The organism is Burkholderia sp. JP2-270, assembly GCF_003233675.1.
GTDB lineage: Bacteria > Pseudomonadota > Gammaproteobacteria > Burkholderiales > Burkholderiaceae > Burkholderia > Burkholderia pyrrocinia_C.
This window is the reverse complement of record NZ_CP029826.1, coordinates 516,359-541,637: the sequence shown is the minus strand read 5'-3', so window position 1 is coordinate 541,637 and position 25,279 is coordinate 516,359. Positions and strand designations below refer to the sequence as shown.

24 protein-coding genes are annotated in these 25,279 nt (G+C 68.1%); 7 read left to right on the top strand and 17 right to left on the bottom strand.

The features are described 5' to 3' along the window. Nucleotides 1-215: 215 nt before the first annotated feature. A complete protein-coding gene (locus DM992_RS35110; RefSeq protein WP_111020858.1) occupies nt 216-1,277 on the top strand; it encodes a DMT family transporter in 1,062 nt (353 codons plus the stop codon). Between the two features lie 135 nt (nt 1,278-1,412). On the opposite strand, the gene DM992_RS35105 is transcribed toward DM992_RS35110, so the two are convergent. The 8 genes from DM992_RS35105 to DM992_RS35070 form a co-directional block, all read right to left on the bottom strand. Next, the gene (locus DM992_RS35105) at nt 1,413-1,778 is read right to left on the bottom strand and encodes a bleomycin resistance protein (RefSeq protein ID WP_111020857.1); all 366 of its coding nucleotides are present in this window, start codon (nt 1,776-1,778) and stop codon (nt 1,413-1,415) included. Nucleotides 1,779-1,837: 59 nt separating this feature from the next. Beyond that, nucleotides 1,838-2,440 carry a nitrogen fixation protein NifQ gene (locus tag DM992_RS35100; protein WP_111021604.1) on the bottom strand — a complete coding sequence of 201 codons (603 nt, stop codon included), beginning with the start codon at nt 2,438-2,440 and terminating at the stop codon, nt 1,838-1,840. Between the two features lie 84 nt (nt 2,441-2,524). Then, the gene (locus tag DM992_RS35095) at nt 2,525-2,950 is read right to left on the bottom strand and encodes a TOBE domain-containing protein (protein WP_111020856.1); all 426 of its coding nucleotides are present in this window, start codon (nt 2,948-2,950) and stop codon (nt 2,525-2,527) included. 189 nt (nt 2,951-3,139) lie between these two features. Further along, nucleotides 3,140-4,648, bottom strand: a complete 1,509-nt coding sequence (locus DM992_RS35090; protein ID WP_111020855.1) for an efflux transporter outer membrane subunit — start codon at nt 4,646-4,648, stop codon at nt 3,140-3,142. Continuing rightward, on the bottom strand, nt 4,645-5,622 hold the full coding sequence (locus DM992_RS35085) for an HlyD family secretion protein (protein ID WP_111020854.1): 978 nt from the start codon (nt 5,620-5,622) through the stop codon (nt 4,645-4,647). Before DM992_RS35085 ends, DM992_RS35090 begins: the two co-directional genes overlap by 4 nt. Nucleotide 5,623: 1 nt before the next feature. Then, on the bottom strand, nt 5,624-5,836 hold the full coding sequence (locus DM992_RS35080; RefSeq protein ID WP_011350409.1) for a DUF1656 domain-containing protein: 213 nt from the start codon (nt 5,834-5,836) through the stop codon (nt 5,624-5,626). Nucleotides 5,837-5,870: 34 nt separating this feature from the next. Continuing rightward, entirely contained in the window at nt 5,871-8,003 is a 2,133-nt protein-coding gene (locus tag DM992_RS35075; RefSeq protein ID WP_111020853.1) for an FUSC family protein, read from the bottom strand. Further along, complete coding sequence (locus tag DM992_RS35070; protein ID WP_111020852.1) at nt 8,000-8,479, bottom strand: MarR family transcriptional regulator; 480 nt, start codon at nt 8,477-8,479, stop codon at nt 8,000-8,002. Before DM992_RS35070 ends, DM992_RS35075 begins: the two co-directional genes overlap by 4 nt. A gap of 314 nt (nt 8,480-8,793) precedes the next feature. Here DM992_RS35070 and DM992_RS35065 point away from each other — a divergent pair, with 314 nt between their 5' ends. Beyond that, complete coding sequence (locus DM992_RS35065; RefSeq protein WP_111020851.1) at nt 8,794-9,654, top strand: MaoC family dehydratase N-terminal domain-containing protein; 861 nt, start codon at nt 8,794-8,796, stop codon at nt 9,652-9,654. A gap of 87 nt (nt 9,655-9,741) precedes the next feature. Here the strand turns inward: DM992_RS35065 and DM992_RS35060 are convergent, their stop codons facing one another. The 4 genes from DM992_RS35060 to DM992_RS35050 form a co-directional block, all read right to left on the bottom strand. Beyond that, complete coding sequence (locus DM992_RS35060; RefSeq protein ID WP_111020850.1) at nt 9,742-11,442, bottom strand: dihydroxyacetone kinase family protein; 1,701 nt, start codon at nt 11,440-11,442, stop codon at nt 9,742-9,744. 238 nt (nt 11,443-11,680) lie between these two features. Then, on the bottom strand, nt 11,681-12,838 hold the full coding sequence (locus DM992_RS35055) for a sigma 54-interacting transcriptional regulator (protein WP_111020849.1): 1,158 nt from the start codon (nt 12,836-12,838) through the stop codon (nt 11,681-11,683). Continuing rightward, nucleotides 12,835-13,065, bottom strand: coding sequence for a hypothetical protein (locus DM992_RS42020; protein WP_162631809.1), 231 nt, complete (start codon nt 13,063-13,065; stop codon nt 12,835-12,837). Before DM992_RS42020 ends, DM992_RS35055 begins: the two co-directional genes overlap by 4 nt. Nucleotides 13,066-13,267: 202 nt before the next feature. Continuing rightward, nucleotides 13,268-13,447 (bottom strand): hypothetical protein, encoded by a 180-nt coding sequence (locus tag DM992_RS35050; RefSeq protein WP_111020848.1) that lies wholly within the window; start codon nt 13,445-13,447, stop codon nt 13,268-13,270. Between DM992_RS35050 and msuE the strand changes: the two genes are divergently transcribed. After that, nucleotides 13,434-13,994 (top strand): FMN reductase, encoded by a 561-nt coding sequence (gene msuE / locus DM992_RS35045; RefSeq protein WP_111020847.1) that lies wholly within the window; start codon nt 13,434-13,436, stop codon nt 13,992-13,994. The genes DM992_RS35050 and msuE overlap by 14 nt on opposite strands. A gap of 35 nt (nt 13,995-14,029) precedes the next feature. Beyond that, nucleotides 14,030-15,133 (top strand): dimethylsulfone monooxygenase SfnG, encoded by a 1,104-nt coding sequence (sfnG, locus tag DM992_RS35040; RefSeq protein WP_111020846.1) that lies wholly within the window; start codon nt 14,030-14,032, stop codon nt 15,131-15,133. Nucleotides 15,134-15,193: 60 nt separating this feature from the next. Here sfnG and DM992_RS35035 read toward each other — a convergent pair whose 3' ends face one another. Further along, the gene (locus DM992_RS35035; protein WP_111020845.1) at nt 15,194-15,841 is read right to left on the bottom strand and encodes a LysE family translocator; all 648 of its coding nucleotides are present in this window, start codon (nt 15,839-15,841) and stop codon (nt 15,194-15,196) included. Between the two features lie 106 nt (nt 15,842-15,947). Between DM992_RS35035 and DM992_RS35030 the strand changes: the two genes are divergently transcribed. After that, complete coding sequence (locus DM992_RS35030; RefSeq protein ID WP_111020844.1) at nt 15,948-16,799, top strand: LysR substrate-binding domain-containing protein; 852 nt, start codon at nt 15,948-15,950, stop codon at nt 16,797-16,799. A 22-nt stretch (nt 16,800-16,821) separates the two neighbouring features. Here the strand turns inward: DM992_RS35030 and DM992_RS35025 are convergent, their stop codons facing one another. Next, on the bottom strand, nt 16,822-17,709 hold the full coding sequence (locus tag DM992_RS35025; protein ID WP_111020843.1) for a LysR substrate-binding domain-containing protein: 888 nt from the start codon (nt 17,707-17,709) through the stop codon (nt 16,822-16,824). 152 nt (nt 17,710-17,861) lie between these two features. Between DM992_RS35025 and DM992_RS35020 the strand changes: the two genes are divergently transcribed. Then, nucleotides 17,862-20,909 carry an FAD-binding and (Fe-S)-binding domain-containing protein gene (locus DM992_RS35020; RefSeq protein ID WP_111020842.1) on the top strand — a complete coding sequence of 1,016 codons (3,048 nt, stop codon included), beginning with the start codon at nt 17,862-17,864 and terminating at the stop codon, nt 20,907-20,909. 93 nt (nt 20,910-21,002) lie between these two features. On the opposite strand, the gene DM992_RS35015 is transcribed toward DM992_RS35020, so the two are convergent. The 3 genes from DM992_RS35015 to DM992_RS35005 all read right to left on the bottom strand — a co-directional run bounded on the left by DM992_RS35015 (nt 21,003) and on the right by DM992_RS35005 (nt 24,078). Continuing rightward, complete coding sequence (locus DM992_RS35015) at nt 21,003-21,305, bottom strand: XRE family transcriptional regulator (protein ID WP_111020841.1); 303 nt, start codon at nt 21,303-21,305, stop codon at nt 21,003-21,005. Between the two features lie 87 nt (nt 21,306-21,392). Beyond that, nucleotides 21,393-22,547, bottom strand: coding sequence for a branched-chain amino acid ABC transporter substrate-binding protein (locus tag DM992_RS35010; RefSeq protein ID WP_111020840.1), 1,155 nt, complete (start codon nt 22,545-22,547; stop codon nt 21,393-21,395). A gap of 631 nt (nt 22,548-23,178) precedes the next feature. After that, nucleotides 23,179-24,078, bottom strand: a complete 900-nt coding sequence (locus tag DM992_RS35005) for a DMT family transporter (protein WP_111020839.1) — start codon at nt 24,076-24,078, stop codon at nt 23,179-23,181. 57 nt (nt 24,079-24,135) lie between these two features. On the opposite strand from DM992_RS35005, the gene DM992_RS35000 reads away from it, so the two are divergent. Beyond that, the gene (locus DM992_RS35000) at nt 24,136-25,122 is read left to right on the top strand and encodes a LysR substrate-binding domain-containing protein (RefSeq protein ID WP_111020838.1); all 987 of its coding nucleotides are present in this window, start codon (nt 24,136-24,138) and stop codon (nt 25,120-25,122) included. Nucleotides 25,123-25,279: the final 157 nt, after the last annotated feature.

Genomic DNA, 25,279 nt, shown 5'->3' with positions numbered 1-25,279 from the left:
AAAATAGTGATATCGGGATCGTCGATCGGCATGTGAATGACCCCGCCCGGCCATCGTGACATGACGACGCGCGATAATCCCGGCTGGATCGTGACGCCATGCGCAGGTTGTTCAGCGCGATGTGGCTTGCATTTCGAAAGGTGCGGGAGGCTTGCACCGACACGAACCGACCCGACGCCTCGGCCACCGTTTTTTACGTCAATTCAACCCAGATCATGAACCCGAGACATTCCGCGATGCTCGTCGCGCTCACCGCGGCCGCGTTGTTCGGCGCCGCGACACCCCTCGCCAAGGCGCTGATCGGCGCAATGTCGCCGTTCATGGTCGCCGGCCTGTTCTATCTCGGCAGCGGCGTCGGGCTCGGCATCGGGATCGTGCTGCGCCGGTTGCACAACCGTCGTGCACCGGCCGCGGATGCCGCGCCGCTGCAGCGCGCCGACCTGCCGTGGCTGGCCGGTGCGATCGCGGCTGGCGGCGTGGCCGGCCCGGCGTTGCTGATGCTCGGGCTGTCGAGCACGCCGGCTGCGACGAGCGCGCTGCTGCTCAATCTCGAAGGCGTGCTGACGGCCGTCATCGCGTGGGTCGTGTTTCGCGAGAACGTGGATGTGCAGGTGTTCCTCGGAATGGTCGCGATCGTTGCGGGCGGCGCGCTGCTGTCGTGGACGCCGGGCCGGGCCGGCGTGCCGGTCGGCGCGCTGCTGATCGTCGGCGCATGCCTGTGCTGGGCGATCGACAACAACCTGACCCGCAAGGTCGCCGCGAACGACGCGATGGTCATCGCATGCGCGAAAGGGCTGATCGCCGGGCCCGTGAACATCGCCATCGCGCTGGCGACCGGTGCAACGCTGCCCGCCGGACCGATCACCGCCGCCGCGATGCTGACGGGGCTCGGCGGCTACGGGATCAGCCTCGTGCTGTTCGTCGTTGCGCTGCGTCATCTCGGCAGCGCACGCACGGGTGCGTATTTTTCAATCGCGCCGCTGTTCGGCGTGGTGCTGTCGCTGTTGATCTGGCCCGCGCTGCCGCCAGCGACGTTCTGGATCGCCACCGCGCTGATGGCGCTCGGCATCTGGCTGCATGTGCGCGAACGGCACGAACACACGCATGCGCACGAGCGGCTCGAGCATACGCACCGGCATCGGCACGACGAACATCACCAGCATACGCACGACTTTCCGTACGACGGCGACGAACCGCACACGCATCCGCATGTGCATCTGCCGATCACGCATAGTCACGCGCATTTCCCGGACATTCATCACAGGCATCGGCATTGACTGCGTCGTAAGCGGCGAACGGCCACGACGCATGCGATGCGTATCGCAAGGTGGCCGTTTATGGGGGATGCATCGAATCGTGCGCCCGTGCATTTCCATCGCCGCTCGATCGCGGCAGCGACAGTGGTTGCGAACCTAGTCTTCCGTCTGGATCAACCGGATCAGCGAACCGTCCGGATCGATCAGTGCGCCGACCGTGCCGCCCCACGCTTCGCGTGTCGGCCGGTGCGCACGCGGCCAGCCGGTCCTTTGCTCCGGAATGCCGGCTGCGAGCACGTCGTCGAAGAATGCGCCTACATCCGCGAGCCGGAAGCAGCAACTGAACCAGCTCGCGGCCGGATCGAGTTCGGGGTGCGGAAAGAATTCCAGCAACAGGTTGCCGCGTTTGAGGATCATCCAGCCGTCGTCGCGCCACGTTTCGACGAACCCCAGTTTTTCATAGAAGCGGGACGTGGTTTCGAAATCACGCGACGGCAGGTTGGGGCTCGCAATGTCGGTCAAGGCGGATTCTCCGGTGGGCGATGCGACGAAACGCGCGGGCAGCGCAGCCGCCGCTGCGGTTATCGCGCGTGAGGAAAGCAGAAGCCGAAATCTTTGCAGCCCGGGCATCCGGGGGCGGGCCCCGGCGGCATGCCGAGCGATGCCGCCACTTCCTGGGCGAGGAATTTTTTCCAGCGCAGGTGAGCGACGTTGCGCGCGGCGAGCGCGGGGAAATAGCAATCGAGCATCGCCGATACGGCGTCGCGTCCGTCGAGCCCGAGATCGCGCCACAGATGATCGGGGCGCAGGCACGCATGCGCGATGATCGACGCGAGGCAGTCGGCGTCGTCGCGGGCGGCGGCGGGATTCGCGTCGTCCATCAGCCGCGCGTGCAGCGTCGCGACGAATGCCGCATGGGCGGATGGCAGCAGCGCGATTGCAACCATCGATACGAGTGCGGCGGCATCGACGCAAGGCAGGTGCGGAAACCGCCGGGCAAGCAGCCCGGCCAGTTGATCATGAGACAGGCCGAGCAGCGCGAGTTCGTTGCGGCGCGCGCGTGCCGCAACGAGGGCGCCGAACAGGCGTACGTCGGGCGTATCGGCGTTGGCCGCCGCGAGCACCAGCGACTGTAACGCACGTTCCTGGGAGGACGGTTCGGTGCGATCGTGTGCGGCGGTCATCGTGCGCACCTGCGTGACAGCCCGGTGATGCGACCCGCGCGAATGAGCGGCGCAAACCGGATCGCGATCGCACTCGTCACGCGATCACTCGACGCCGACGATCACGCTCGATGCCTTGAAGATCGCGGACGCGGCCGTGCCGCTCGCGAGCCCGAGACGATCGACGCTGTCGTTGGTGACGATCGCGACGATTTCGGCGCCGCCTGCGGCCTGGATCACGACTTCCGAATTGACCGCACCCTTCGCGACCGACGATACGGTGCCCGCGACGCAGTTGCGGGCAGACACCTTGCTGCTGTCGACGTCGACCATCACGATGACCGACGATGCCTTGACGAGCGCGAACGCCTGCGTGCCGGCCGCGAGGCCCAGCGAAGCCGCGCTGCCGTGAGTGATCACGGCGACGATGTCGAGGCCGTCCTGCGTGCGGAGCGTGATCTCGTCGTTGACGGCACCGGGCTTGACGGCGCTGATCCGGCCGGCGAAATGGTTGCGGGCGCTGGTTCGCATGATGACTCTCCGAGGGGATGCCGCTGCCGGAGCGGCAGCGGAAGATGAATGGAAGTGCACCGCGCAGTTTACCGTCAACGCGAGCGCCCCGTCGTTCTCCGGATGCTATGCCGCGAATCAGGAAACCCCTTTGCGCAAGGCGCTTCACGAAGCCGGCGCCATATACCGAGGCCTATGGCGCTTGAGCCATTACTCGGTCGCCGCGGGGGGCGACGCGGCAGAGGCGGCACGCGCGGTGGCGGGCCGGGCATCCCGTGCGGTCGCCGCGTTGTCGCTGTCCCATCCGCCGCCAAGCGCGAGGAACAGCCGCACCTGATCGGCGGCGACCTGCCCTTCGGCCGCCGCGACCTGCGCTTGCACGCTCGTCAGCGTGCGCGTCGCGTCAAGGTCGGAGAGGAACGACTCGCGGCCGGCCGTATAGAGCCGGTGCGTTTCGTCGGCGGAATGGCGCGCCGATTCGTAGGCCGTGCGCAGCGCATCGGTGCGCTGCACGTCGGCGGCATAGGTCGCGAGGCTCGACTGCGTTTCGCGCAGCGCGTTCAGCACGACACCATCGAAGTGCGCGAGCGCGCCGCCCGTCGCAGCCTCGGCTTCACGTACACGCGCACGCTGGCCGTTGACGGGGAACGACCAGCTGATCAGCGGTCCGAACGACCAGCGATTGGTCGTGGACGAAAACAGGTCGGCGGCGAGGCCGACCGAGCCGGCCGACGCGCCGATGCTGACCGACGGGTACAGCGCGGCGGTCGCCACGCCGATTCGAGCGGTTGCGGCGGCGAGCTGCCGCTCGGCTTCGCGAACGTCGGGGCGGCGGCGCAGCAGCGCGGCGCCGTCGCCGATCGGAATCGGCTGGCGCAGCTTCGGCAGGTGTTCGCATTCGGCGACGGCCTTCGGCAGGTCGGCCGGCGTGCGCGCGAGCAGCGCGGCGAGCTGGTATTGCGCGACCTTGCGGCGGCCTTCGAAGCGCGGGATGTCGGCGGCGAGCGTGCGCACCTGCGTCACGCCGCGCGTCACGTCGGTCTGGTTGCCGCGCCCGGCATCGCGCAGCCGCTGCGACAGCGCGACGCGCTGCTTCTGCAGCGCGAGCGACTGCTTCGCGATCGCCAGCTCGTCGCCGGCCGAACACGATTCGACGTACGCGCGCACGACGTCGGCGACGACCGTGATGCGCGCCAGGTCGCCGGCCGCCCTGACGGCCTCGCTGTCCGCGCGCGCGGCTTCGACGCCGCGCCGCAGCTTGCCGAACAGGTCGATCTCGTACGACACGTTGAAACCGACCGCGCCTTCGTTGACGACCGGCAGCTTGTTTTCGAGCAGGTACTGTTCAGCCGATTCCTGTGCGCGTTGCACGGCCGCCTCAGCACCGCCCGAGAACCCGCCCTGTTCGTTCGCGACTTCCAGCGCCGCGCGCGAGCGCGCGAGGTTGGCTGCGGCGACGCGCAGGTCGGTATTCGACTTCAGCGCGCCGCGCACGAGCTCGTCGAGCACGGGATCGTCGTATAGCTGCCACCAGTTGCCGGGCACCGCGTCACGTGATACGAGCGTGCCGTTCGCGTCGTCGAGCGCGTGGTTCGCGAGCGGCGCGTTCACGTACGCCTGCTGCGGCAGCTTGTAATCGGGACCGACGGACTTGCACGCGCCGAGTGCGAGCGCGAGCGGCGCGAGCGCCGCCGCGAGGCGCAGACCGTGCCGTTTCATCGCGATGCTCCCGCCGTGCTTGCGGCCGTACCGGAAGCCGTCGATACCGGCGTGACTGCCGACGTCGCGCTGGCGGCTGCCGGCTTCGCGTTGTCGCGGCGGCGCGTGTCGGCTTCGCGCATCGAAACCGTCGCGGTGCGGCCCGCGATCATCCGGAAGTCGTCTGGCACCTCGTCGAGCACGACGCGCACCGGTACGCGCTGCGCCAGCCGCACCCAGCTGAATGCCGGGTTCACGTTCGGCAGCAGGTTCGCGCCCTGCGTGCGGTCGCGGTCCTCGATCGCGGCGACGATGCTCTGCACGTGGCCGCGCAGCGCATGCGGCTCGCCCATCACGACGATGTCGACCGGCTGGCCGATATGAATGCCGCGCAGCTTGGTTTCTTCGAAGTAGCCGTCGACGCGGAACGAATTGCGGTCGACGACCGACAGCACCGCGCGGCCGGCCGGCACGTATTCGCCGACGCGCGGCGCGCGGTCGTTCAGGTAGCCGTCGACGGGGCTCACGATCGTCGTGCGCTGCAGGTTCAGCTTCGCGGTGTCGAGCGACACCTGCGCATCGGCGACTGCGGCCTCGCCCTGTTCGACGCGCGTGCGGCTTTCCTCGACCTGCTCGCTCGCGACGAGGTTGCCGAGCTGCAGGTTGCGCGCGTATTCGCGCTTCGCCTGGGCGAGCGTCGCGCGGCGCTGCGCGAGCGTCGCTTCGGCGAGCCGTTCCGCGAGCGTGTAGCGGGCCTGGTCGATCACGAACAGCACCTGGCCGCGCCTGACCTCCTGGTTGTCGGCGACCCGTACCGACGTGATGAGGCCCGACACGTCCGGTGCGACCTGGATCACGTCGGCGCGTACGTGCCCGTCGCGCGTCCACGGCGAGAACATGTAGTAGTTGATGATCCGCCACAGCACGAGGCCGGCCACGACGACGACGATCAGGGTGAGCAGGATTTGCCCTGCCGAGAGCCAGGATTTTTTCACGTTAGGTAGCCACGAGATGGTGGGAAACGATCACGACGGCGGCAAACACGAACACGTAGATGCCGAGGTCGAAGATCGAACGGTGCCAGACGAGGCGGTAGAAGCCGACGCGCTCAAGCACCGCGCGCACGACGATGTTGATCAGGTAGGCGATCAGCATCAGCACGAGCGGAGCCGGCACGAATACGCCGAAGATGTCGATTTCGCCGATCATGGTCGCGCTCGGAAAGACAGGTTGGAAAGCCGGATCATGCGCGTGCTCCGTCCGGTGCCTGCGGCGCTTGCGCGGCCGCGGCCGGATAAAGCGACAGGCGCAGGCCGACGAGCGCGTGAAGCGTGTCGCGCAGCCGGCGGTGCGTGGCGGGCGTGGCCGGCGCCGCGGGCGCCGTGCCGCCGTCGGCCGGTGCGGTGCCCGGCAGGTTGCGGCCGGCCACGCGGTGCAGCGCATCGTCGATCGACGCGAGCAGCGCCGGCGGCGCGGGCTGGCGCGTGTTCGCGGCCGCGCAGCGCGCGTAGTGGTCGGTGACGCCGGCCAGCACGCGATCGATCGCGTCGGGCACGTCGCCCGACAGCCGGCGGCGCGAGCGGCGCAGGTCGAGCGCGTTCAGTGCGATGCGCAGGTCGCGGAAACTTTCGATCGACGGGTGGCGGTGGTCGTCGGATGCGCCGAGACGCGGCAGCAGTTGCGTGACGCGATCGAGCATCCGCGATGCGTGGTTGCGCTGGTCGTCGAGCGGCTGCGTCGATGCGGAGCGCGCCACGTCTTCCCAGCCCGAGCGCAGCAGGCGCCGCACTGCGAGTTCCGCGCCGAACGGCCGCGTCGCGCGTGTCCACAGGTATGCGAACAGCAGCCCGGCAACGCCGGCGAGATTGCTGTTCAGGAACACGAAGAAGTCGGCTTCGTATGCGCTCTGGATGCTGATGAAGGTGGCCGTGTTCACCGCGACGAGCATCGTCACCATGTTGAACTGCGGGCGCGGCAGCAGCGTGCCGATCAGGATGAACGGGCCCGCGAACATCAGCACGAGCATCGCGAAGTCGTGCACGTGCGGCAGCACGACGAACAGGTACAGGCCCGCGAACACGACGCTCGCGGCCGTCGACAGGAAGAACTTGAACACCAGCGGCGCGGGCTCGTCGAGCGCGGCGAAGAAGCTGCACGACACGGCCACGAGCGTGACGGCGGCCGCGCCGTCGTGCCAGCCGGACGAGATCCACAGCCAGCACGCGAACACGATCGCGAGCACGACGGTCAGCGTCGAGAACAGCATCATCCCGCGATCGAAGAAGCGTTCGGTGCCACCCAGCCGCCAGTGTCGGTAGCGCGGCTGCCAGACGCCCGACTCGGTCGCGATCAGCGCGCGCAGCGAGCGGCAGTCCTGCCAGATGTCGATGACCTGGCGCAGCCGCCACAGCGCATTCGACAGCAGCGCGCCGTCCCAGCTCGTCAGCGCGCCGTCGGCGGGCTGCAGCGCGGCGATGCGCTTGCGCAGATCATCCGCGACCGGATCGTGGGCCATGTCGCCGTCGGTGCCGGATTTCACGGCCGGCAGCGGCGCGTCGAACCACTTCGCGGCGTCGGCCAGCAGCGCGTCGAGCGCGGGCGGGCGTACGTGCAGGTCGCGCATTAGCGCGATCAGCGGATCGGCGAGCGCCGACATCAGCGGCAGGAACAGCTGCATCCGGCCCGCGAGCGCCTGCGCCCGCGCGAGGATGCTTGGATGCGCATGGTCGTAACCCAACTGGCTCAGCAGGAATTCGAGGCCGGTGATCGTCATCGCGAGGCGCTGCCGGCACGCGGACAGCGCCTTGCCGGCGATATGCCCGGACAACGTCTCGCGACCGTAGAACGCGGCGTCCTTGAACCATGCGTCGGTGCGCTCGATCAGCGTCGGTGCGAGCCGGTTCGGGAACACGGCGCTGCCGACCACGCTCGCGCACACGATGCCGAGCACGATTTCCTCGGTGCGCGCGATCGCGACGTCGAATACCGTGGACGGATCGGTCACGGTCGGCAGCGCGATCAGCGGCATCGTATAACCGGCGAGCATGAACACGTAGCTGCGTGCGGTGCGGTCGGAGATCGCGAGGTAGAGCAGCGTGCCGCACCACGTCGCGACGATGATGCTGAACAGGATCGGCGTTTCGACGAACGGCGGCACGAAGAAGATCGCGGCGGCCGCGCCGAGCGCGGTGCCGAGCGCGCGATACAGCGCCTTCGAGCGCGTCGCGCCGACGAACGGGTTCGACACGATGTAGACGCTCGCCATCGCCCAATACGGGCGCGGCAGCTGGAAATACAGGCCGAGGTACAGCGCCAGCATCGACGCGGCGAACGTCTTGCCCGAGAACAGCCAGTCTCGAAGGCTCGGATAGGTCATGACGCGGAGTCGGCGGCGTGGGGCGGGTGCGGCGCGGGCTGCGCCGCGTCGGACGCGTTGAAGGCGTTCAGCACGCGCAGCGTCGTTTCGAGATCGGCGCGCGTGACGCCCTTGAGCACCTGTGCGCGCAGCACGCGCAGGTCTTCCTCCATCTTCGCGGTGACCGCGCGGCCGGCGGCCGTCAGCGAGATCGTTTTCGCGCGGCGATCGTGCGGATCCTCGTCACGGCGCGCGAGGCCGGCCGCGCACAGCTGGTCGAGCAGGCGCACGAGCGACGGCCCTTCGATGCCGACGTGTTCGGCGAGCGTGCCCTGCCGTACGCTCTCGCCGAGGCGGCCGGCGATCAACAGCGGCGTCGCGCAGGCTTCGGACACGTTGTACGCGTTCAGCACGCCGTCGCTGGTACGGCGCCACTTGCGCGCGGACAGCACGAGCAGGCTGCTGACGGCGAGGCGGAGGTCGTGCAGATTGGTCATGGGCGAGATGATAGGGGCAAAAACATTCGATAGCAAACTATCGGTTTGTTGTCACCCGCGTGTCATGTCGCGGGTAGCCCGGCCGGCCCGTTTGAAGCAATTTAGGCGGCGTGCCGGCGATGGTCAAGCTGTAAGGCGGGTATCCGGGAGGCGCGTGCGCAGGTGCGGCGACTATATTGAATAGTCGGACGAGATCCGTCGGGCAGGGCTGCGCGTCAGGAAAATTCGGAGCGAGGGTTCGGGAAAGTCGACTTCGCGAAACGGCGCGCGGCGCGCATATTAGGACCATTGCAATCGCATCGGAGACTTCACACGTGCCGACCTCATCCTCCCAGCCCGCCGACGCGGCGTCGATCGACGCGTGGCTCGGCAAGACCGAAACGCTCGGCGACGACATCACCGCATTCCCGCTGAACGCGCTGGCTGCCACGCTCGACCGCCCGTCGCCCGGCGATGTCGTGCCGCCGCTGTGGCACTGGCTCTACTTCCTGCCGGCCGCGCCGATGGCCGAAGTCGGCCCCGACGGCCACCCGAAGCGCGGCGGCTTCCTGCCGCCCGTGCCGCTGCCGCGCCGCATGTGGGCCGGCGGCCGCCTGACGTTTCATGCGCCGCTGTGCGCGGGGCGCAGCGCGACGCGCGAATCGACGATCGCGAACATCGAGGACAAGACGGGCCGCGGCGGCCGGCTCGTGTTCGTGACGGTGCAGCACCGGATCGAGTGCGACGGCGAGCTGTGCGTCGAGGAAGAGCACGACATCGTCTATCGCGACGCGCCGCAGCCGGGTGCGCTCGCGTCGAAACCCATCGTGGCGCCCGCGGGCGAAACGTGGTCGCGCATCGTTACCGCCGACGCCGTGATGCTGTTCCGCTATTCGGCGCTGACGTTCAACGGTCACCGCATCCACTACGACCGCAGCTATGTGACGCAGGAAGAAGGTTATCCGGGGCTCGTCGTGCACGGCCCGCTGATCGCGATGCTGCTCGTCGATCTCGTGCATCGCGAACGGCCCGACGCGACGCTCGCGAGCTTCGCGTTCCGCGCGGTGCGCCCGACCTTCGACGGGCAGCCGTTTACGCTGTGCGGCAAGCCGTCGGATGACGGCCGGACGATCGAGCTGTGGGCGAAGGATCAGGATGGCTGGCTGACGATGCAGGCTACTGCGACCGTTGCATAGCGCACGCGCTGTGTTCCCTCCATTCATCGGCGACGTTGTTGCCCGGGCGGACGAGGTAGCGCACGGCGCGCCCGGGCGCGTTTGCGCTTACCGCACGTGCGGCTGCAACGCGCGCACCCAGTACGACACCGCAACGGCCCCCCCATCCGGCGTGCCGATCGCACGCTCGCCGAGATAGCTCGCACGCCCGGCGCGTGGCGTCATGCGCGCCGTTTGCTGCGCGCCGCGTTCGGCGGCCTCGACGGCCGCCGCCCAGGCGCTCGCGGGATCGCGATCGCCGTCGAGCGCGCGGTCGAATGCATCGGCGGCCGGCACCAGCGCATCGAGCATCGTCCGGTCGCCGGCGTGCGCGCCGCCGAGTTCGCTGATCGAATCCACCGCGCCGCGAAACGCCGCGGCCCAGTCGCGCGCCGACGGCTCCGCGATATCGGCCAGCCGGCGCGACGCGCGCAGCAGCGCGGTCGCATAGAACGGTCCCGAACTGCCGGCAATGGCACGGCGCAACGCGGCGCCGAGCGCCGCGAGCGCACCGGCCGGCGTGCCGTACACGGTTTCCGGCAGTTCGAGAATCGCGTGCGCGGCGCGCAGCATGCTCGCGCCGAGATCGCCGTCGCCGGCTGCCGCATCGAGGTCGGTCAGCGTCTGCTCGTGATCGATCAGCGTCTGCGCGACCGCGTGCAGCGCGGGCCGCAGGCGCGCGGCCCACGCGCGGCCGGCCGCATCGAGCGGCGGCAGCGGCGCGTCGTGCGAGTCGGCCGCGGCCACGCGGACGTGCGTATTCACGGCACCGCCGCCCGGCCATGCACGCGCCTGCGTCGGCGCGTCGAGCAGCGCCGCGCGTTCTTCGTTAAGCCGCAGCACCGAGATCGAGCAGCCGGGCATGTTCAGCGCCGACAGGAACGTGCCGGCCCACACGCGCGCGACGACGATGCCGCGCCGGCTCAGGTTGTCGTACGCGGCGCGCAGCACGATCGCGAGTTCCATGTCCGGCGTCGCGCCGAGACCGTTGACGAACAGCGCGACGCGCTCGCCGCCGTCGAGCACGAGATCGGCGACGATGCTTGACAGCAGCGTGTCGACCAGCGCGTCGACCGGCAGCGGCGCGCGGCGTTCGACGCCTTTCTCGCCGTGGATGCCGAGGCCGAGCTCGATCTCGTGATCGGCGAGGCTGAAGCCCGACTTGTCGGCGCCCGGGATCGTGCAGCCGTCGAGCGCGACGCCCATCGTGCCGAGCTCGGCCGCGGCGTCGCGCGCGATTCCCGCGACGCGGGCGAGCGGCAGCCCGCGCGCGGCGGCCGCGCCGGCGAGCTTGTGGATCAGCACGGTGCCGGCGATCCCGCGCCGCTGACCGCGCTCGACACGGTTGCGCAGCGACACGTCGTCGGCGACGATGACGGTCTCGACCGGAATGCCTTCCGCCCGCGCGAGTTCGGCGGCGAGCCCGAAATTGAGCCGGTCGCCCGTGTAGTTCTTCACGATCAGCAGCGCGCCGTTCGGGCCGGCGCTCGCGCGGATCGCGGCGAGCACGGCGTCGGTGGACGGCGACGTGAAGACTTCGCCGCACACGGCCGCGCTCAGCATCCCTTCGCCGACGTAGCCGCCATGCGCGGGCTCGTGGCCGCTGCCGCCGCCGGAGAGGATCGCGACGGGCCGTTGCGCCGGCTCGGGCAGCGGCTGGCGGACGAGCACGAGCTCGTCGCCGAGGATCGCGAGATGCGGCGACTGCCGCGCGATGCCTTCCAGCATTTCTCGCACGACGTCGGACGGGCGGTTCACAAGCTTTTTCATGGCGACGGTTCCTGACGGGTGAACGGGGCTCGGTCGGGCCCGCGCGGGCGCCGGACGGCTTTCGTGCAACGGACGATCGTGCGGGTGCACTGTCGCGGGCAGGGTCGGCATCGCCGGCCGCATGCGGCGACGGGCGCGCGCTTCGCGCCACGATACATCAGGTCGGGACGTCGCTGCACGGATCGCGGGCGCGATCGTGCCGTGTCGGGGCGAACGATGGTCCGCCCAGGGGATGCTGCTACTTCGCCGCTGCGATCTCGTTCGCGCGAATCAGCCGCGCGCGCAGCACGTTGCGGCTGATGCCGAGCAGCCGCGCCGCCTGGATCTGGTTGCGGTGGCTGAACTCGAACGCGACGCGCATCACGGTGTCCTCGATGCGTTCGAACAGGTTGCCGTGCCCGTCGTCGAACAGGTCGCGCAGCGCGCGTTCGAGCGCGTCCTGCGCGGCGGCGGACGAATCCGGCGCGCGCGCGGCGGCCGCCGGCATGCACGGTGATGCAATGTGCAGGTCGGTGTCCTGCAGCGCATCGTGGCGGCTTACGAGCAGCGCATGATGGATCACGTTCTCCAGTTCGCGGATATTGCCGGGCCAGCCGTGCGCCTCGAGCCTGCGCTCGGCGCGCGGATCGATGCTGCGCGGCCCGTAGCCGAGGCGGCTGCGGTAGTCGTCGAAGAAGTGGCGCGCGAGCGGCAGGATGTCGCCCGGCCGCTCGCGCAGCGTCGGCACCGCGAGCTGCACGACGTTGAGCCGGTAGAACAGGTCGCCGCGAAAATGCCCGGTCGCGACCGCCTGCTGCAGGTCGACGTTGGTCGCGGCGACCACGCGCACGTCGATCGGCATGCTCGTGCGCGAACCGAGCCGCACGACCTCGCGCTCCTGCAGCACGCGCAGCAGCTTGACCTGCATCGACAGCGGCAGGTCGCCGATCTCGTCGAGAAACAGCGTGCCGCCGTTCGCGGCTTCGAACCAGCCCGGTTTCGCGCTGAACGCGCCCGTAAACGCCCCTTTTTCGTGGCCGAACAGTTCGCTTTCGACCAGCGTTTCGGAGAACGCGCCGCAGTTCACGGCGACGAACGGCCCGCTGCTGCGGCGGCTGAGGCTGTGCACGTGGCGCGCGATCAGTTCCTTGCCGGTGCCCGTCTCGCCGATGATCAGCACGTTCGCGTCGCTCGGTGCGACGAGGCGAATCCGTTCGAGCAGCGCGACCGAACGCGGATCGACGAACACCTGCGCGCGGGCGCGGATCGACGTCGCGAGCGCGGGCCGGTCGGGCAGCGTGAGGACGGGCGCGAGGCGTTCGGCTGTTTGCCGGGCGTCAGACGGGCCCGGTTCGTCGCGGGACGGTGTGACGACGCGCAGGTCGGCCGCACGAGGCGATACGGAAATGGAGGTCATGGCTGTGTAGGCGTCGGGTCGCTGCACGGATCGGCCGGGTCGCGATGAACGTTGCTGATCAGGTGCTGCGTGATCAGCAGAGTGTTCAACGTTTTGCGCAACGCGGGAAACATCGATTTCTGATAACCAATGCCGGATTGCTGCGCTGGACGCAGTTGCGTGACGCGATGTCGCCCGGTTAAGCGAAATGCGGCGTGCAGATGTCGATGAAGCAGCAGCTTCGACACTGTTGCAACGATGTGCCGCATTGCGGCGGCGTGCGATCGCTGCGAACGGGCGCCGCGTGCGTTTCGGATTCCACGCCGAAACGGAAAGACGCCTTCGACAACCGCCGCTGCTGCTGATCAGGCAGCAGCCAATCAGCACGACTGTCTCTCACAGTTCATCTCGCTGCGGAATATGGTTGTGATGCGATGGCTGGCCAGCTTATCAACGTGCGGCGATCGGCGAATACGCCGCGACAGGCTGTCGATCGCGACGCATTTCGTCATGCAGATGATCGTTTTTCACGGCGATCTCAGCATTGGCACGCTCCTTGCGGGCCCATGACGTGACGGGCGCGTTGGCGCCCGACTCGACAATGGGAATGCAACCGATGGGCAATGCCATCAACGTGGTCGCGATATCGGGCGGCCTGCAGCGGCCGTCGCGCACGCTGGCGCTGACGGACGCGATCGTCGCGGCGCTCGGCGCCGCGCTGCCGATCGATACGCGGCTGATCGAACTCGGCGAGATCGGCGGCCGGCTGGCCGGTGCGCTGACGCGCGCGCAGGTGCCGGCCGACCTCGAAGCGCTGATCCGCGCGATCGAGACGGCCGATGCACTTGTCGTCGCGAGCCCCGTGTATCGCGCGTCATACACGGGACTCTTCAAGCACCTGTTCGACCTCGTGCGTCACGACGCGCTCGTCGACGTGCCCGTGCTGCTTGCCGCCACCGGCGGCAGCGAGCGCCATGCGCTCGTGATCGACCACCAATTGCGGCCGCTGTTCAGCTTCTTCCAGGCGCGCACGCTGCCGATCGGCGTGTACGCATCCGAAAGCGATTTCGACCGATACGAAATCGCGAACCCGGCGCTGCGCGCGCGCATCGCGCTCGCCGTCGATCGCGCGGTGCCGCAACTGCGCCCGCATACGCTTTCCGCCGCGGCCGCGTAAGCCGCTTCCGTTTTCCCTTCGACCAGGACACCTTCATGAGCCTTACCGCCCCTTCCGCCGACGGCGTCAAATTCGCCTACTGGGTGCCGAACGTCAGCGGCGGCCTCGTCGTCAGCACGATCGAGCAGCGTACCGACTGGAGCCTCGAATACAACCAGCAGCTCGCACGCACGGCCGAAGCGGCCGGCTTCGACTACGCGCTGAGCCAGATCCGCTTCACGGCCGGCTACGGCGCCGAATACCAGCACGAGTCGGTGTCGTTCAGCCAGGCGCTGCTGCATGCGACGACGAAGCTCAAGGTGCTCGCCGCGATCCTGCCGGGGCCGTGGCATCCGGCGGTGGTTGCGAAGCAGCTCGCGACGATCGATCACATCTCGAACGGACGCATCGCGATCAATGTCGTGAGCGGCTGGTTCAAGGGCGAATTCACCGCGATCGGCGAGCCGTGGCTCGAGCACGACGAGCGCTATCGGCGCTCGAAGGAATTCATCCAGGCTCTGAAGGGCATCTGGACGCAGGACAACTTCACGTTCAAGGGCGATTTCTACCGCTTCAACGACTACACGCTGAGCCCGAAACCCGTGCAGAAACCGCATCCGGAGATCTTCCAGGGCGGCAGCTCGCGCGCGGCGCGAGACAACGCGGCGAGCGTGTCCGACTGGTATTTCACGAACGGCAATACACCGGAGAACCTGAAGGCGCAGATCGACGATATCCGCGCGAAGGCGGCCGCGAACAACCATCGCGTGCGCATCGGCGTCAACGCGTTCGTGATCGCGCGGGACACCGAGGAAGAAGCGCGGGCCGTGCTCGACGACATCGTCCGGCACGCGCACGTCGAGGCCGTGCATGCGTTCGGCGATGCGGTGAAAGAGGCCGGCAAGGCGTCGCCGGAAGGCGAAGGCAACTGGGCGAAATCCACGTTCGAGGATCTCGTGCAGTACAACGACGGCTTCCGCACGAACCTGATCGGCACGCCGCAGCAGATCGCCGAGCGGATCGTCGCGCTGAAGGCGATCGGCGTCGATCTCGTGCTGGCCGGGTTCCTGCATTTCATCGAGGAAGTCGAGTACTTCGGGCAGCGCGTGCTGCCGCTCGTGCGCGAACTCGAGGCGCAGCGGCAGGCGGTGGCTGCGTGAGGGATGCCGGCCGGCGCGCGGCTCGCGGTTGCGTGAGCCCGCGCCGCGCCGGCGCGACACTCACGCCACGCCAGCCATCTTCGATGCATCGACAACCATCTGCGCGCCGAGGCTGCCGAGGATGAGGCCCATCGCCCAGCGCTGCGCGAGCAGCAGCGTCGGGCGCCCGTGCAGGAATTTCGCGATGCTGCTCGAACAGATCGCCACCAGTCCGTTTGCCGACGCGAACGCGGCGATCAGCAGTGAACCGAGAAACAGCGACTGGCCGAACACGCTGCCTTGCCGGTAGTCGATGAACTGCGGCAGCAGCGACACGAACAGCATCGCGAGCTTCGGATTCAGCACGCTGGTCGTCGCGCCCATCGCCAGCAGCCGCAGCGGCTGCTCGTTCGGCAGCGCCCGCACCTCGAACGGCGAACGCCCGCCGGGCCTGACCGCCTGCCATGCGAGGTACAGCAGGTAGGCCGCACCGACCGCGCCCAGCACGCTGCCCGCATAGGGCACGCTCATGAACAGCGTCGTGATGCCGAACGCCGCGCCGAACATGTAGAACAGGTAACCGATCATCACGCCAGCCAGCGAAATGAGCCCGGCTGCGCGCCCTTGCGCGATCGAGCGCGACATCACGTAGACCATGTTCGGTCCCGGCGTGACCGCGAGCATGCCGCCGATGACGAGAAATCCGTAGAGCGATCCGGACGTATGCATGTTTTCCGCTTCCTGCGACGAGTGCTGACGGGGTTCATTGTCCGACCGTGGAGGTGAACAGTAAAACGGGATAAACTGAACGGATTGATCAGATTATCTGAATGAAATGAAAAAGCTCGACCTCGATGTGCTGGCGATGGTGGTGGCCGTGGCCGAATCCGGATCGTTCGCGCAGGGCGCGCAGGCCGTGCATCGGTCGCCGTCGGCGGTGAGCATGCAGATCAAGGCGCTGGAAGATGCGCTCGGCAAGCCGCTCTTCATCCGCGACACGCGCAACGTAACGGCCACCGACGACGGCAGGACGCTCGCCGAATACGGGCGCCGGATGCTGGCGATGCGCGACGAGGCGTGGGCATCGGTCGTGCGCCCGGAGATTCGCGGCCGCGTGACGATCGGCGTGCCCGACGACTACATTTCGTCGCTGCTGCCGCAGGTGCTCGGCAAATTCGCGGCGATGCATCCGCGCGTGGAAGTGCGCGTGATCGGCCAGCCGAGCAGCGCGCTCGTGCCGATGCTGAAGGACAACACGGTCGACCTCGCGTGTCTCACGCGAATCAAGGGCGTGACCGGCGAGCTGATCCGGATGGAGCCGATCGTCTGGACCGGGTCGCGGAAGCGGAACGTATGGGAAGAGCGGCCGCTGCCGGTGGCGTTTTTCACGCACGGCGGCAGCATGGCGCGCGATCACGCGATCAAGGCGCTGAACCGGCAGCGCATTCCGTTCCGGATGTCATACGAAAGCCCGAGCTACCTCGGGCTGCTCAGCATGGTCGAGGCCGGGCTCGCCGTCGCGCCGCTGGCGCGCTGCTGCATTCCCGAGCATCTCGTCCAGCTTTCGGAGAGCCACGGGCTGCCGCCGCTGGGCGAACTCGAGGTCGTGCTCGCGCGCAGCGCGCAGTCCGCGCGCCCGCCGTGCGACTACCTCGCCGAGCAGATTCTCGGCGAATGGCGCGCGTGACCGGCACGTTGCCGGCGGCATTTCAGCACGATTCCAGCAACCATTCGCGGAACGCGACGAGCGACGGCAGCGTCTCGTTTCCCGGCGGGTAGACGAGGTAATAGCCGCGCTGGCTGGTGATCGCGTCGCCAATCGACACGAGCTCGTTGCGGGTCAACTCGTCTTCCACCAGCACCTTCGGCACCAGCCCGATCCCCATCCCGGCACGGACAGCCTGGATCAGGTGCGACGTCAGCTCGAAGCTCGGGCCGATACGCATCCGGCGATGGTCGAGCCCATAGTGCGAGAACCACTCGGCCCACGCCTGCTGGTTGCTCGTCACGCCCAGCAGCGTCTGCTTTGCGGCCCAGGCCGGCGCGCGCGCGCCGGCCTGACGGCTGCCCGCATCGGGGCTCGCGATCGCGATTAGGAACTCGTTGTACAGCCGATGCGCGTGCAGGCCGGGCCAGTCGTCCGCGCCGACGGTGATGGCTGCGTCGAGGTCGTCGTTGAGGAAATCGATCGCGCCGATCCGCGAATGAAGGTGCACGGTCACGCCCGGATGCGCGGCGTAGAAGTCGTGCAGGTGCGGCAGCAGCCACTTCGAGCCGAACGTCGGCAACGTCGCGAGCCGCAGCGTGCCGGCGCCTGCCTGGTGGGACATCGCCTGCAGCGTCGCGCCGCGGATGCGCCCCAGTGCGCCATTGAGCTCGACGAAGTAGCGGCGCCCGACTTCGGTCAGCTTCACGGAGCGGCCCTCGCGCCGGAACAGCGGCACGCCGAGTTGATCCTCGAGCGTCTGGACCTGCCGGCTGATCGCGCTCTGGCTCAGCGACAGTTCCTCGGCCGCGCGCGTGTAGCTTTCGTGCCGCGCCGCTGCCTCGAACACGAGCAGCAGCGACATCGACGGGGTGAGACGACGGTAATTCATGAGTTTTATGCAATATTCGCCGGGCGAGAATTCGTTTGTTTCTCGAGGAAGTACCAAAGATACTGGAATTCCTGGTTGCGCGGAAACTTGCTCAAAACTCATGTTTACGAGCACGCGGGCACACCGGTTCACCCACCTTGCGCCTTTACCCCATGTCGATCGCCCCGTTGCCCCGTCCTGCCAGCCCGCCCGCGAATGCGTACCGTGACTTTCTCGCCGCGCTGCAGGCCGCCGGGTTCGCCGGGGAAATCCGCGCGGACCATGCGAACCGGACGGTGCAGGCCACCGACAACTCGATCTACCAGCGCCTGCCGCAAGCGGTGATCTGTCCCGCGCATGCGGACGACGTCCGGCTGGTGGCCCGGCTGCTCGCGGAACCAGCGCATCGCGATGTCGCGGTGGCCGCGCGCGGCGGCGGCACGGGCACCAACGGGCAGTCGCTGACCGACGGCGTGGTCGTCGACCTGTCGCGCAACATGAACCGGATCCTGGAAATCGACGTCGAGCAGCGCTGGGTGCGCGTGCAGGCGGGCGTCGTCAAGGATCAGCTCAATGCGGCGCTGAAGCCGCACGGGCTGTTTTTCGCGCCGGAGCTGTCGACGTCGAACCGCGCGACCGTCGGCGGGATGATCAACACCGACGCGAGCGGACAGGGCAGCTGCACGTACGGCAAGACGCGCGATCACGTGCTCGAACTGGACTTCGTGCTGATGGGCGGCGAGCGCCTGCATAGCGACGCACTCGCTGACGACGAGCTGGAGCGTCGCTGTGCGCGGCAGGACCGCGTCGGCAAGGTCTACCGCACCGCGCGGCGCATCAGCGACGACAAGGCGGCGCTGATCGAAGCGAAGTTTCCGAAGCTCAACCGCTGCCTGACCGGCTATGACCTCGCGCACCTGCGCGAACCCGACGGCCGCTTCAACCTGAACAGCGTGCTGTGCGGCGCCGAGGGCTCACTCGGCTTCGTCGTCGAGGCGAAGCTCAACGTATTGCCGATCCCGAGGTATTCGGTGCTGGTCAACGTGCGCTATGCGGGTTTCATGGACGCGCTGCGCGATGCGCGCGCGCTGATCGAACACAGGCCGCTGTCGATCGAGACGGTCGATTCGAAGGTGCTGATGCTCGCGATGAAGGACTTCGTGTGGAGCAGCGTGGCCGAATATTTTCCTCAGGACGACCGGCGCCCGACGCTCGGCATCAACCTGATCGAATTCAGCGGCGACGATGCGGACGACGTAGATGCGCGCGTGCGCGCGTTCGTCGACCACCTGCGCACCGATACGAGCGTGGAGCGGCTCGGCCATACGCTCGCGGCCGGCGACGATGCGGTGAAGCGCGTATATGCGATGCGCAAGCGAGCGGTCGGCCTGCTCGGCAACGTGCAGGGCGAGGCGCGTCCGCAGCCGTTCGTCGAGGACACCGCGGTGCCGCCCGAGAACCTCGCCGCGTACATCGCCGAATTCCGCGCGCTGCTCGACGGCCACGGGCTGCAGTACGGGATGTTCGGCCATGTCGACGCGGGCGTGCTGCACGTGCGTCCGGCGCTCGACATGAAGGATCCGCGGCAGGCCGCGCTGGTGCGGCCCGTGTCGGATGCGGTGGCCGAACTCACGCAGCGTCATGGCGGCCTGCTGTGGGGCGAGCACGGCAAGGGCGTGCGCTCCGAATATGCGCCGGCGTTTTTCGGCGAACTGTATCCGTCGCTGCAGCAACTGAAGGCCGCGTTCGATCCGCACAACCAGTTCAACCCGGGCAAGATCGCGACGCCGCCGGAGAACACGATGCGGCTGCTGAAGGTCGACGAAGTGCCGACGCGCGGCGACCACGACCGGCAGATCGACGAGCGCGTATGGCAGAGCTACGGCACCGCGATGCACTGCAACGGCAACGGCGCGTGCTACAACTTCGATCCGGACGATGCGATGTGCCCGTCTTGGAAGGCGACGCGCGAACGCGTGCATTCGCCGAAGGGGCGCGCGTCGCTGATGCGCGAATGGTTGCGCCTGCAAGGACAGGCCGGCGTCGACGTCGTCGCGGCGGCGCGCGCGCGGCAGCCGTTCCTGCGCGGCGTTGCCGCCCGCTGGCGCAACAGCCGCGCCGCGCGCGGCGGCGCGGCCGATTTCTCGCACGAGGTGTACGACGCGATGGCCGGGTGCCTCGCCTGCAAGTCGTGCGCGGGGCAGTGCCCGGTCAAGGTCAACGTGCCCGAGTTCCGTTCGCGCTTTCTCGAGCTGTATCACCGTCGTTATCAGCGGCCGCTGCGCGACTACCTGATCGGCTCGCTCGAATTCACGATGCCGTGGATGGCGCGGGTGCCTGCGCTGTACAACGGGCTGATGCGTGCGGGGTGGGTGCGCACGCTGCTGGAGCGGCAGGTCGGCATGGTCGACAGCCCGCTGCTGAGCCGCTTCGATCTCGCGGCCGTGATCCGGCAATGGCGTGTGAAGCCGGCCGATCCGCACGCGCTCGCGGCGTTGAGCGATGCGCAGCGCGCGCGCAGCGTCGTCATCGTGCAGGACACGTTCACGCGCTATTTCGATACCGAGCAACTGGCGACGCTGATCGAGCTGGCGGCGCGGGTGGGTTTTCAGGTGTGGCTCGCGCCGCTCGCGCCGAACGGCAAGGCGCTGCATGTGCAGGGCTTTTTGCGGGCGTTCGAGAAGGCGGCGATCCGCAATGCCGCGCAGCTTGCGGCGCTCGCGCAGTCGGGCGTCGCACTGGTCGGCCTCGATCCGGCGATGACGCTCACGTATCGACAGGAATACCTGAAGGTGACGGGGCTCACCGATGTGCCGAAGGTTGCGCTGCCGCAGGAGTGGCTGTTGCAGGCGCTGCCGGAAGCCGGCGCGGGCGACGTGTCCCGTGCATACCGGCTGCTGCCGCACTGTACCGAGAAGACCAATGCGCCGGACAGCGGCAAGCAATGGGCGCAGGTGTTCGCGCGGCGCGGGCTGCGGTTGCAGGTTCAGGCGACCGGGTGTTGCGGGATGTCCGGCACGTATGGGCACGAGGCGCGCAACCTGCAGACGTCGAAGACGATCTATTCGCAGTCGTGGGCCGCGCACGTCGATGCGCCGGAGGACCAGGGAGAGGCGCTGGCGACCGGGTATTCATGCCGCAGCCAGGTGAAGCGCATGTCGTCGACGCAGTTGCGTCATCCGTTGCAGGCGCTGCTCGATCACGTTCGTGCGGCGGGGTGACGATCGTGCGGCGCGCGCTGCGCTGCCCGCGTGACGGCATCGCGCGCCGAGCGGCGATCTCCGTGCCGCCATCGACGCATGCGAAAGGGCCAGTCAGGAATCGGCTTTCGTGGCCTTGCGCGCACGCGGCTTGTCGGCCGCGGGAAACGCGCCGACGCCGCGCGGCCGTTTCGGTTCGATCCGCATCTGCCGGATCACGCGCCGGAAGTCGATCTCGTGCGCGGCCAGCGCGCCGATCAGTTTCGCGATGACCGCGAGGTGGGAGGGCACCGTGCCCTTGCTCGAATAGTTCGTGATCGAGCTTTCGTTCATCCGGATCAGATGCGCGAACTCGCGCGACGTCAGTTGCGCTTTTCTCAACTCCTGCTGAAATTCGGTATACGCCATTGCACACATGTTGCTTCGTCTCCGTGATTCAGAATTCGGCCCGCGCGGCGCCGGCGCCGACGGGTGGCGTTCCCGTCGTGCCGGCGCACTGGCGGGTTACATCTTGACCTGGTCGAGGAAGGTCTTCTTGCCGGTCTTGTAGCCGTAGATCGAGATGATTCCGTGCGTCAGGTCGCCCTTCGCGTCGAACGTCGTCGTGCCGATCACGCCGTCGTATTTCGTCGCCGGCATCGCCGCGAGGATCTTGGCCGGATCCGTCGAGTTCGCGCGCTTCATCGCGTCGACGGCGATGTAGACCGCGTCGTACGCGAACGGCGCGTCGAACTTGATGCCCTGGTTGAAGCGCTTTTCGTACTTGGCGACGAACGCCGCGCCGCCCGGCATCTTCTCGAGCGCCGCGCCGGCTTGCGAGCACAGCACGTTGTCGGCTGCCGGGCCGGCCAGCTCGGCCAGCGAGTCGGTGCACACGCCGTCGCCGGACAGGATCTTCGCGCGCAGGCCGAGCTGCTTCGCCTGCTTCGCGAGCGGGCCGCCGGTGGCGTCCATGCCGCCGTACATGATCGCGTCGGGGTTCTCGCCCTTGATCTTCGTGAGAATCGCGCGGAAGTCGACCGCCTTGTCGTTGGTCGCGTCGTGCGACAGCACCTTCAGGCCGAGCGCCTTCGCCTTCTTCTCGAACTCGTTCGCGAGGCCCTGGCCGTATGCGGTCGAATCGTCGATCACCGCCACGCTCTTCACGCCCTTCGACTGCGCGTAGCTCGCGAGCGCCGGACCCTGCTGCGCGTCGGTCGCCACCACGCGGTACGTGGTCTTGAAGCCTTGCTGCGTGTAGGTCGGGTTCGTGGCCGACGGCGAGATCTGCACGATGCCGGCATCGCTGTAGATCTTCGATGCCGGGATCGACGTGCCCGAGTTCAGGTGGCCGATCACGGCGACGACCTTGTCGTCGACGAGCTTCTGCGCGACCTGCGTCGCCTGCCGCGGGTCGGCCGCGTCATCCTGCGCGTCGAACTGCAGCGTGACCTTCTTGCCGCCGATCGTCAGCCCCTTCGCGTTGATTTCCTCGACCGCGAGGCGCGCACCGTTCTCGTTGTCCTTGCCGAGGTGCGAAATGCCGCCCGTCGTCGGTTCGACGCTGCCGATCTTCACGACCTGGTCGGCCATCGCGGTAGACGCGGCCGCGAACGCGGCGGCGGCCAGTGCAACGGTGATCAGGGGTTTGCAGCGCATGCCGACAGTGCTTCGTTCCATCTGCCATCTCCGAATTGAATGTCTTTCTTTGACGTCTCGACCGGCCGGCTGCGGGCCGGGGCGATCGGACGAGTCTCTATACCCATCATGGGCTTCACTTGCATCGCACCCGGCCGTGTGACGGGCCGCCCGGGCGAGCGGGCGGGCTATCGCCCGGCACCATGCAATTCGTATGAATATATCCGAAGCCGATTTTGCGCGCTGCAGCGAATCGCGTGACGGGGCGGGCATGGTCCGGTTCGACGCCCGGATTTCGCGGGTTCCGGATGCCGGAAATCGTGCGCCGTGGCGGCCAGGCTGCGGTTCGCTGTCGATGGCCTTACGGCCGCATCCATTATTCGGCTGGTCGCGGTGGTGAAGCCATGGACACTGATACGCGGTCAGTCGGGAACTGTTCGGTCGATTTGTCTGCACAGTTTGGACGCTCGCAATCGCGCACCCGGATTCATCGAAAAGCTTCATCGAGCGAGACACCTCTCACATGCAACTAACGGTCAAGCCGGGCAGAGCCGACGAATTGGCGCGGGTCGACTGCCGGTACAATGCATCCGCTTTGCAGATGTCGGGGCCCGCCTGGACCGCCCTGCTTCCGGATCGTCGGGCCGGCATGCCATCCGATGCAACCGCGATCCTACGAACGTCCGCGCAATGCGACGAAGACCACGCCTGCAATCGCCAGCAGGCCGCCGCACACCGTCTCGCTGCCAGGCCGTTCGCCCGTCAGCACCATCGACAGGGCTGTCGCCACCGCTGGCGTAAGATAGAGAAAGTTGGCGGCGCGCGCCGCGCCGAAGTAGCCGAGTGCGAAGGTCCAGGTCGCGTAACCGAGTGCGGCCGGAAATACGCCGAGGATCAATACCGCCAGCGTCGTGTCGTGCGACGCGCCGGCGAGCGAGTCGAGCGCGCCGGGCAACCAGGGCGCGAGCAGCAGCGCGCCGGCCAGCAGTGTGTACGCGGCGCAGGGCAGCGCGCCGTACACGGGAATCAGCCGCCGCTGCAATACGAAATAGCTGGCCGAACACAGGGCCGCGCCGAGAATCAGCGTGCTCCCCGAGCCGAGGACAAGCCCGCCCGGCTGCCCATGCGCGATCACCGCAATGCCGGCCAGACTGACCAGCGAACCGAGCCATCCGCAGAGGTTGAATCGTTCGCCGAGAAACACGGCGGCAAGCAGCGCCGTGAAGATCGGCAGCGTGTTCACGATGAAACTCGCCGCGCCGGCCGACACGGTTTGCTCGCCGGTATTGAGCAGTGCGTTATAGAGCGCGATGCCGATGAAACCGCAGGCCAGGAAGCGCAGCGCGTCGCGTTTCGCGGGTCTCGGAGGCCGTCGCCACGCAAGCCACGCGATCACGAGCAACGCGGCGGTGGCAAAGCGCGCCGCCGCGAGTTGCAGGGGCGCCAGGCCGTGCAGGCCGATCCGGATGAACGGGAATGCGCAGGCCCACGACACGATCGTGAAAGCGACCGCGCCTGCCGCGACCAGCGGTTGTCGCGCGCCGCGCGACGACGGTGAGGAAAGGGTATTCATGCGGCAATGGTGCGATGTTGCGAGATGTTAAGCTAGCGCACAGATCAACATCCGGATATGACTATGGCTCACAGCTCGGTGCGGCGGCGAGCCGACGGTCCGGCGCGTGCGCGTCAGGTTGCGGATGCGCTGCCGGTTGCCGCGTCGGCGCCTGGCTCGCGGCCGCCGCTTGCCAGCCTGGAGACCGTGTGCACGGTGGCGCGCCAGGGTTCGTTCCTGGCGGCCGCCGACGTCTCCGGCGTGACGCACGGCGCGATCAGCCGGCGGGTGGCCGCCGTGGAAAACTGGCTGGGCTTGGCGCTGTTCGAACGTCATGCACGCGGCGTGCGCCTGACGCCGGACGGGCAGCGCTTCGTCGGCCGGATCGAACAGGCGTTCGCGATCATCGACGGCGCGGCCGACCAGTGGCGCTCGCCGCGTACGCCGCGACTGGTCAGGATGAGCGTGGTGCCGGCATTCGCGCAGCTCTGGCTGTTCGAGCGGCAGCATGCGCTCGAGAGCGAGGCACCCGCGTTGCGCATCGAGCTCGGTATCGAGCTTCGCAACGTGGATATCGCCGGCGGCGAAGCGGATCTGTCGATCCGGTATGGTCGCGGCAACTGGCGTCAGCTCGAAACCCGCGCGTTCATGCCGGAGCGGCTTTATCCGGTCGCGCATCCGCGGCTCGCCGCGCAACTGGCAAAGGCGCGCCGCCGGCGCGGCGACGCCGCGCTGCTCGAGATGCCGCTGCTGCACGATTCCGACGTGACCGGATGGCGCACCTGGTTCGACGCGCTCGGCATTCCGTTCAAGCCGCGTGCGCAGGATCGCCGCTTCGAGGATTACAACCTGGTGCTGGCGGCAGCCGAAGCAGGGCTCGGCGTGGCGCTGGCGCGGACGCCGCTCGCGGACGCGTATCTGAAGCGCAGCGAGCTCGTTCGGGTGAGCCGCCACGAGGTCGATTCGCTGCTCACGTACCACTTCGTGCATGCGAAGGGGGAGAATCGGCCGGAGGTGCTCGCGTTGATGGAGCGGATGCGGGCGGCGTTGGCGGAGCAGGGTTAGGTGGTGGGGTCGTGGGGCCTGCTTCGGCGGCGCGCTCGGGGCCTGTGCCTGTATACATGAAGATGGGCCGCGGGATCGTCGACAATGCGACCGCGGAAAACGATGAGGTTGGAGAGATGAACGTAAATCGAGAAGTTTTGCAGCCGTTCGGATGCAC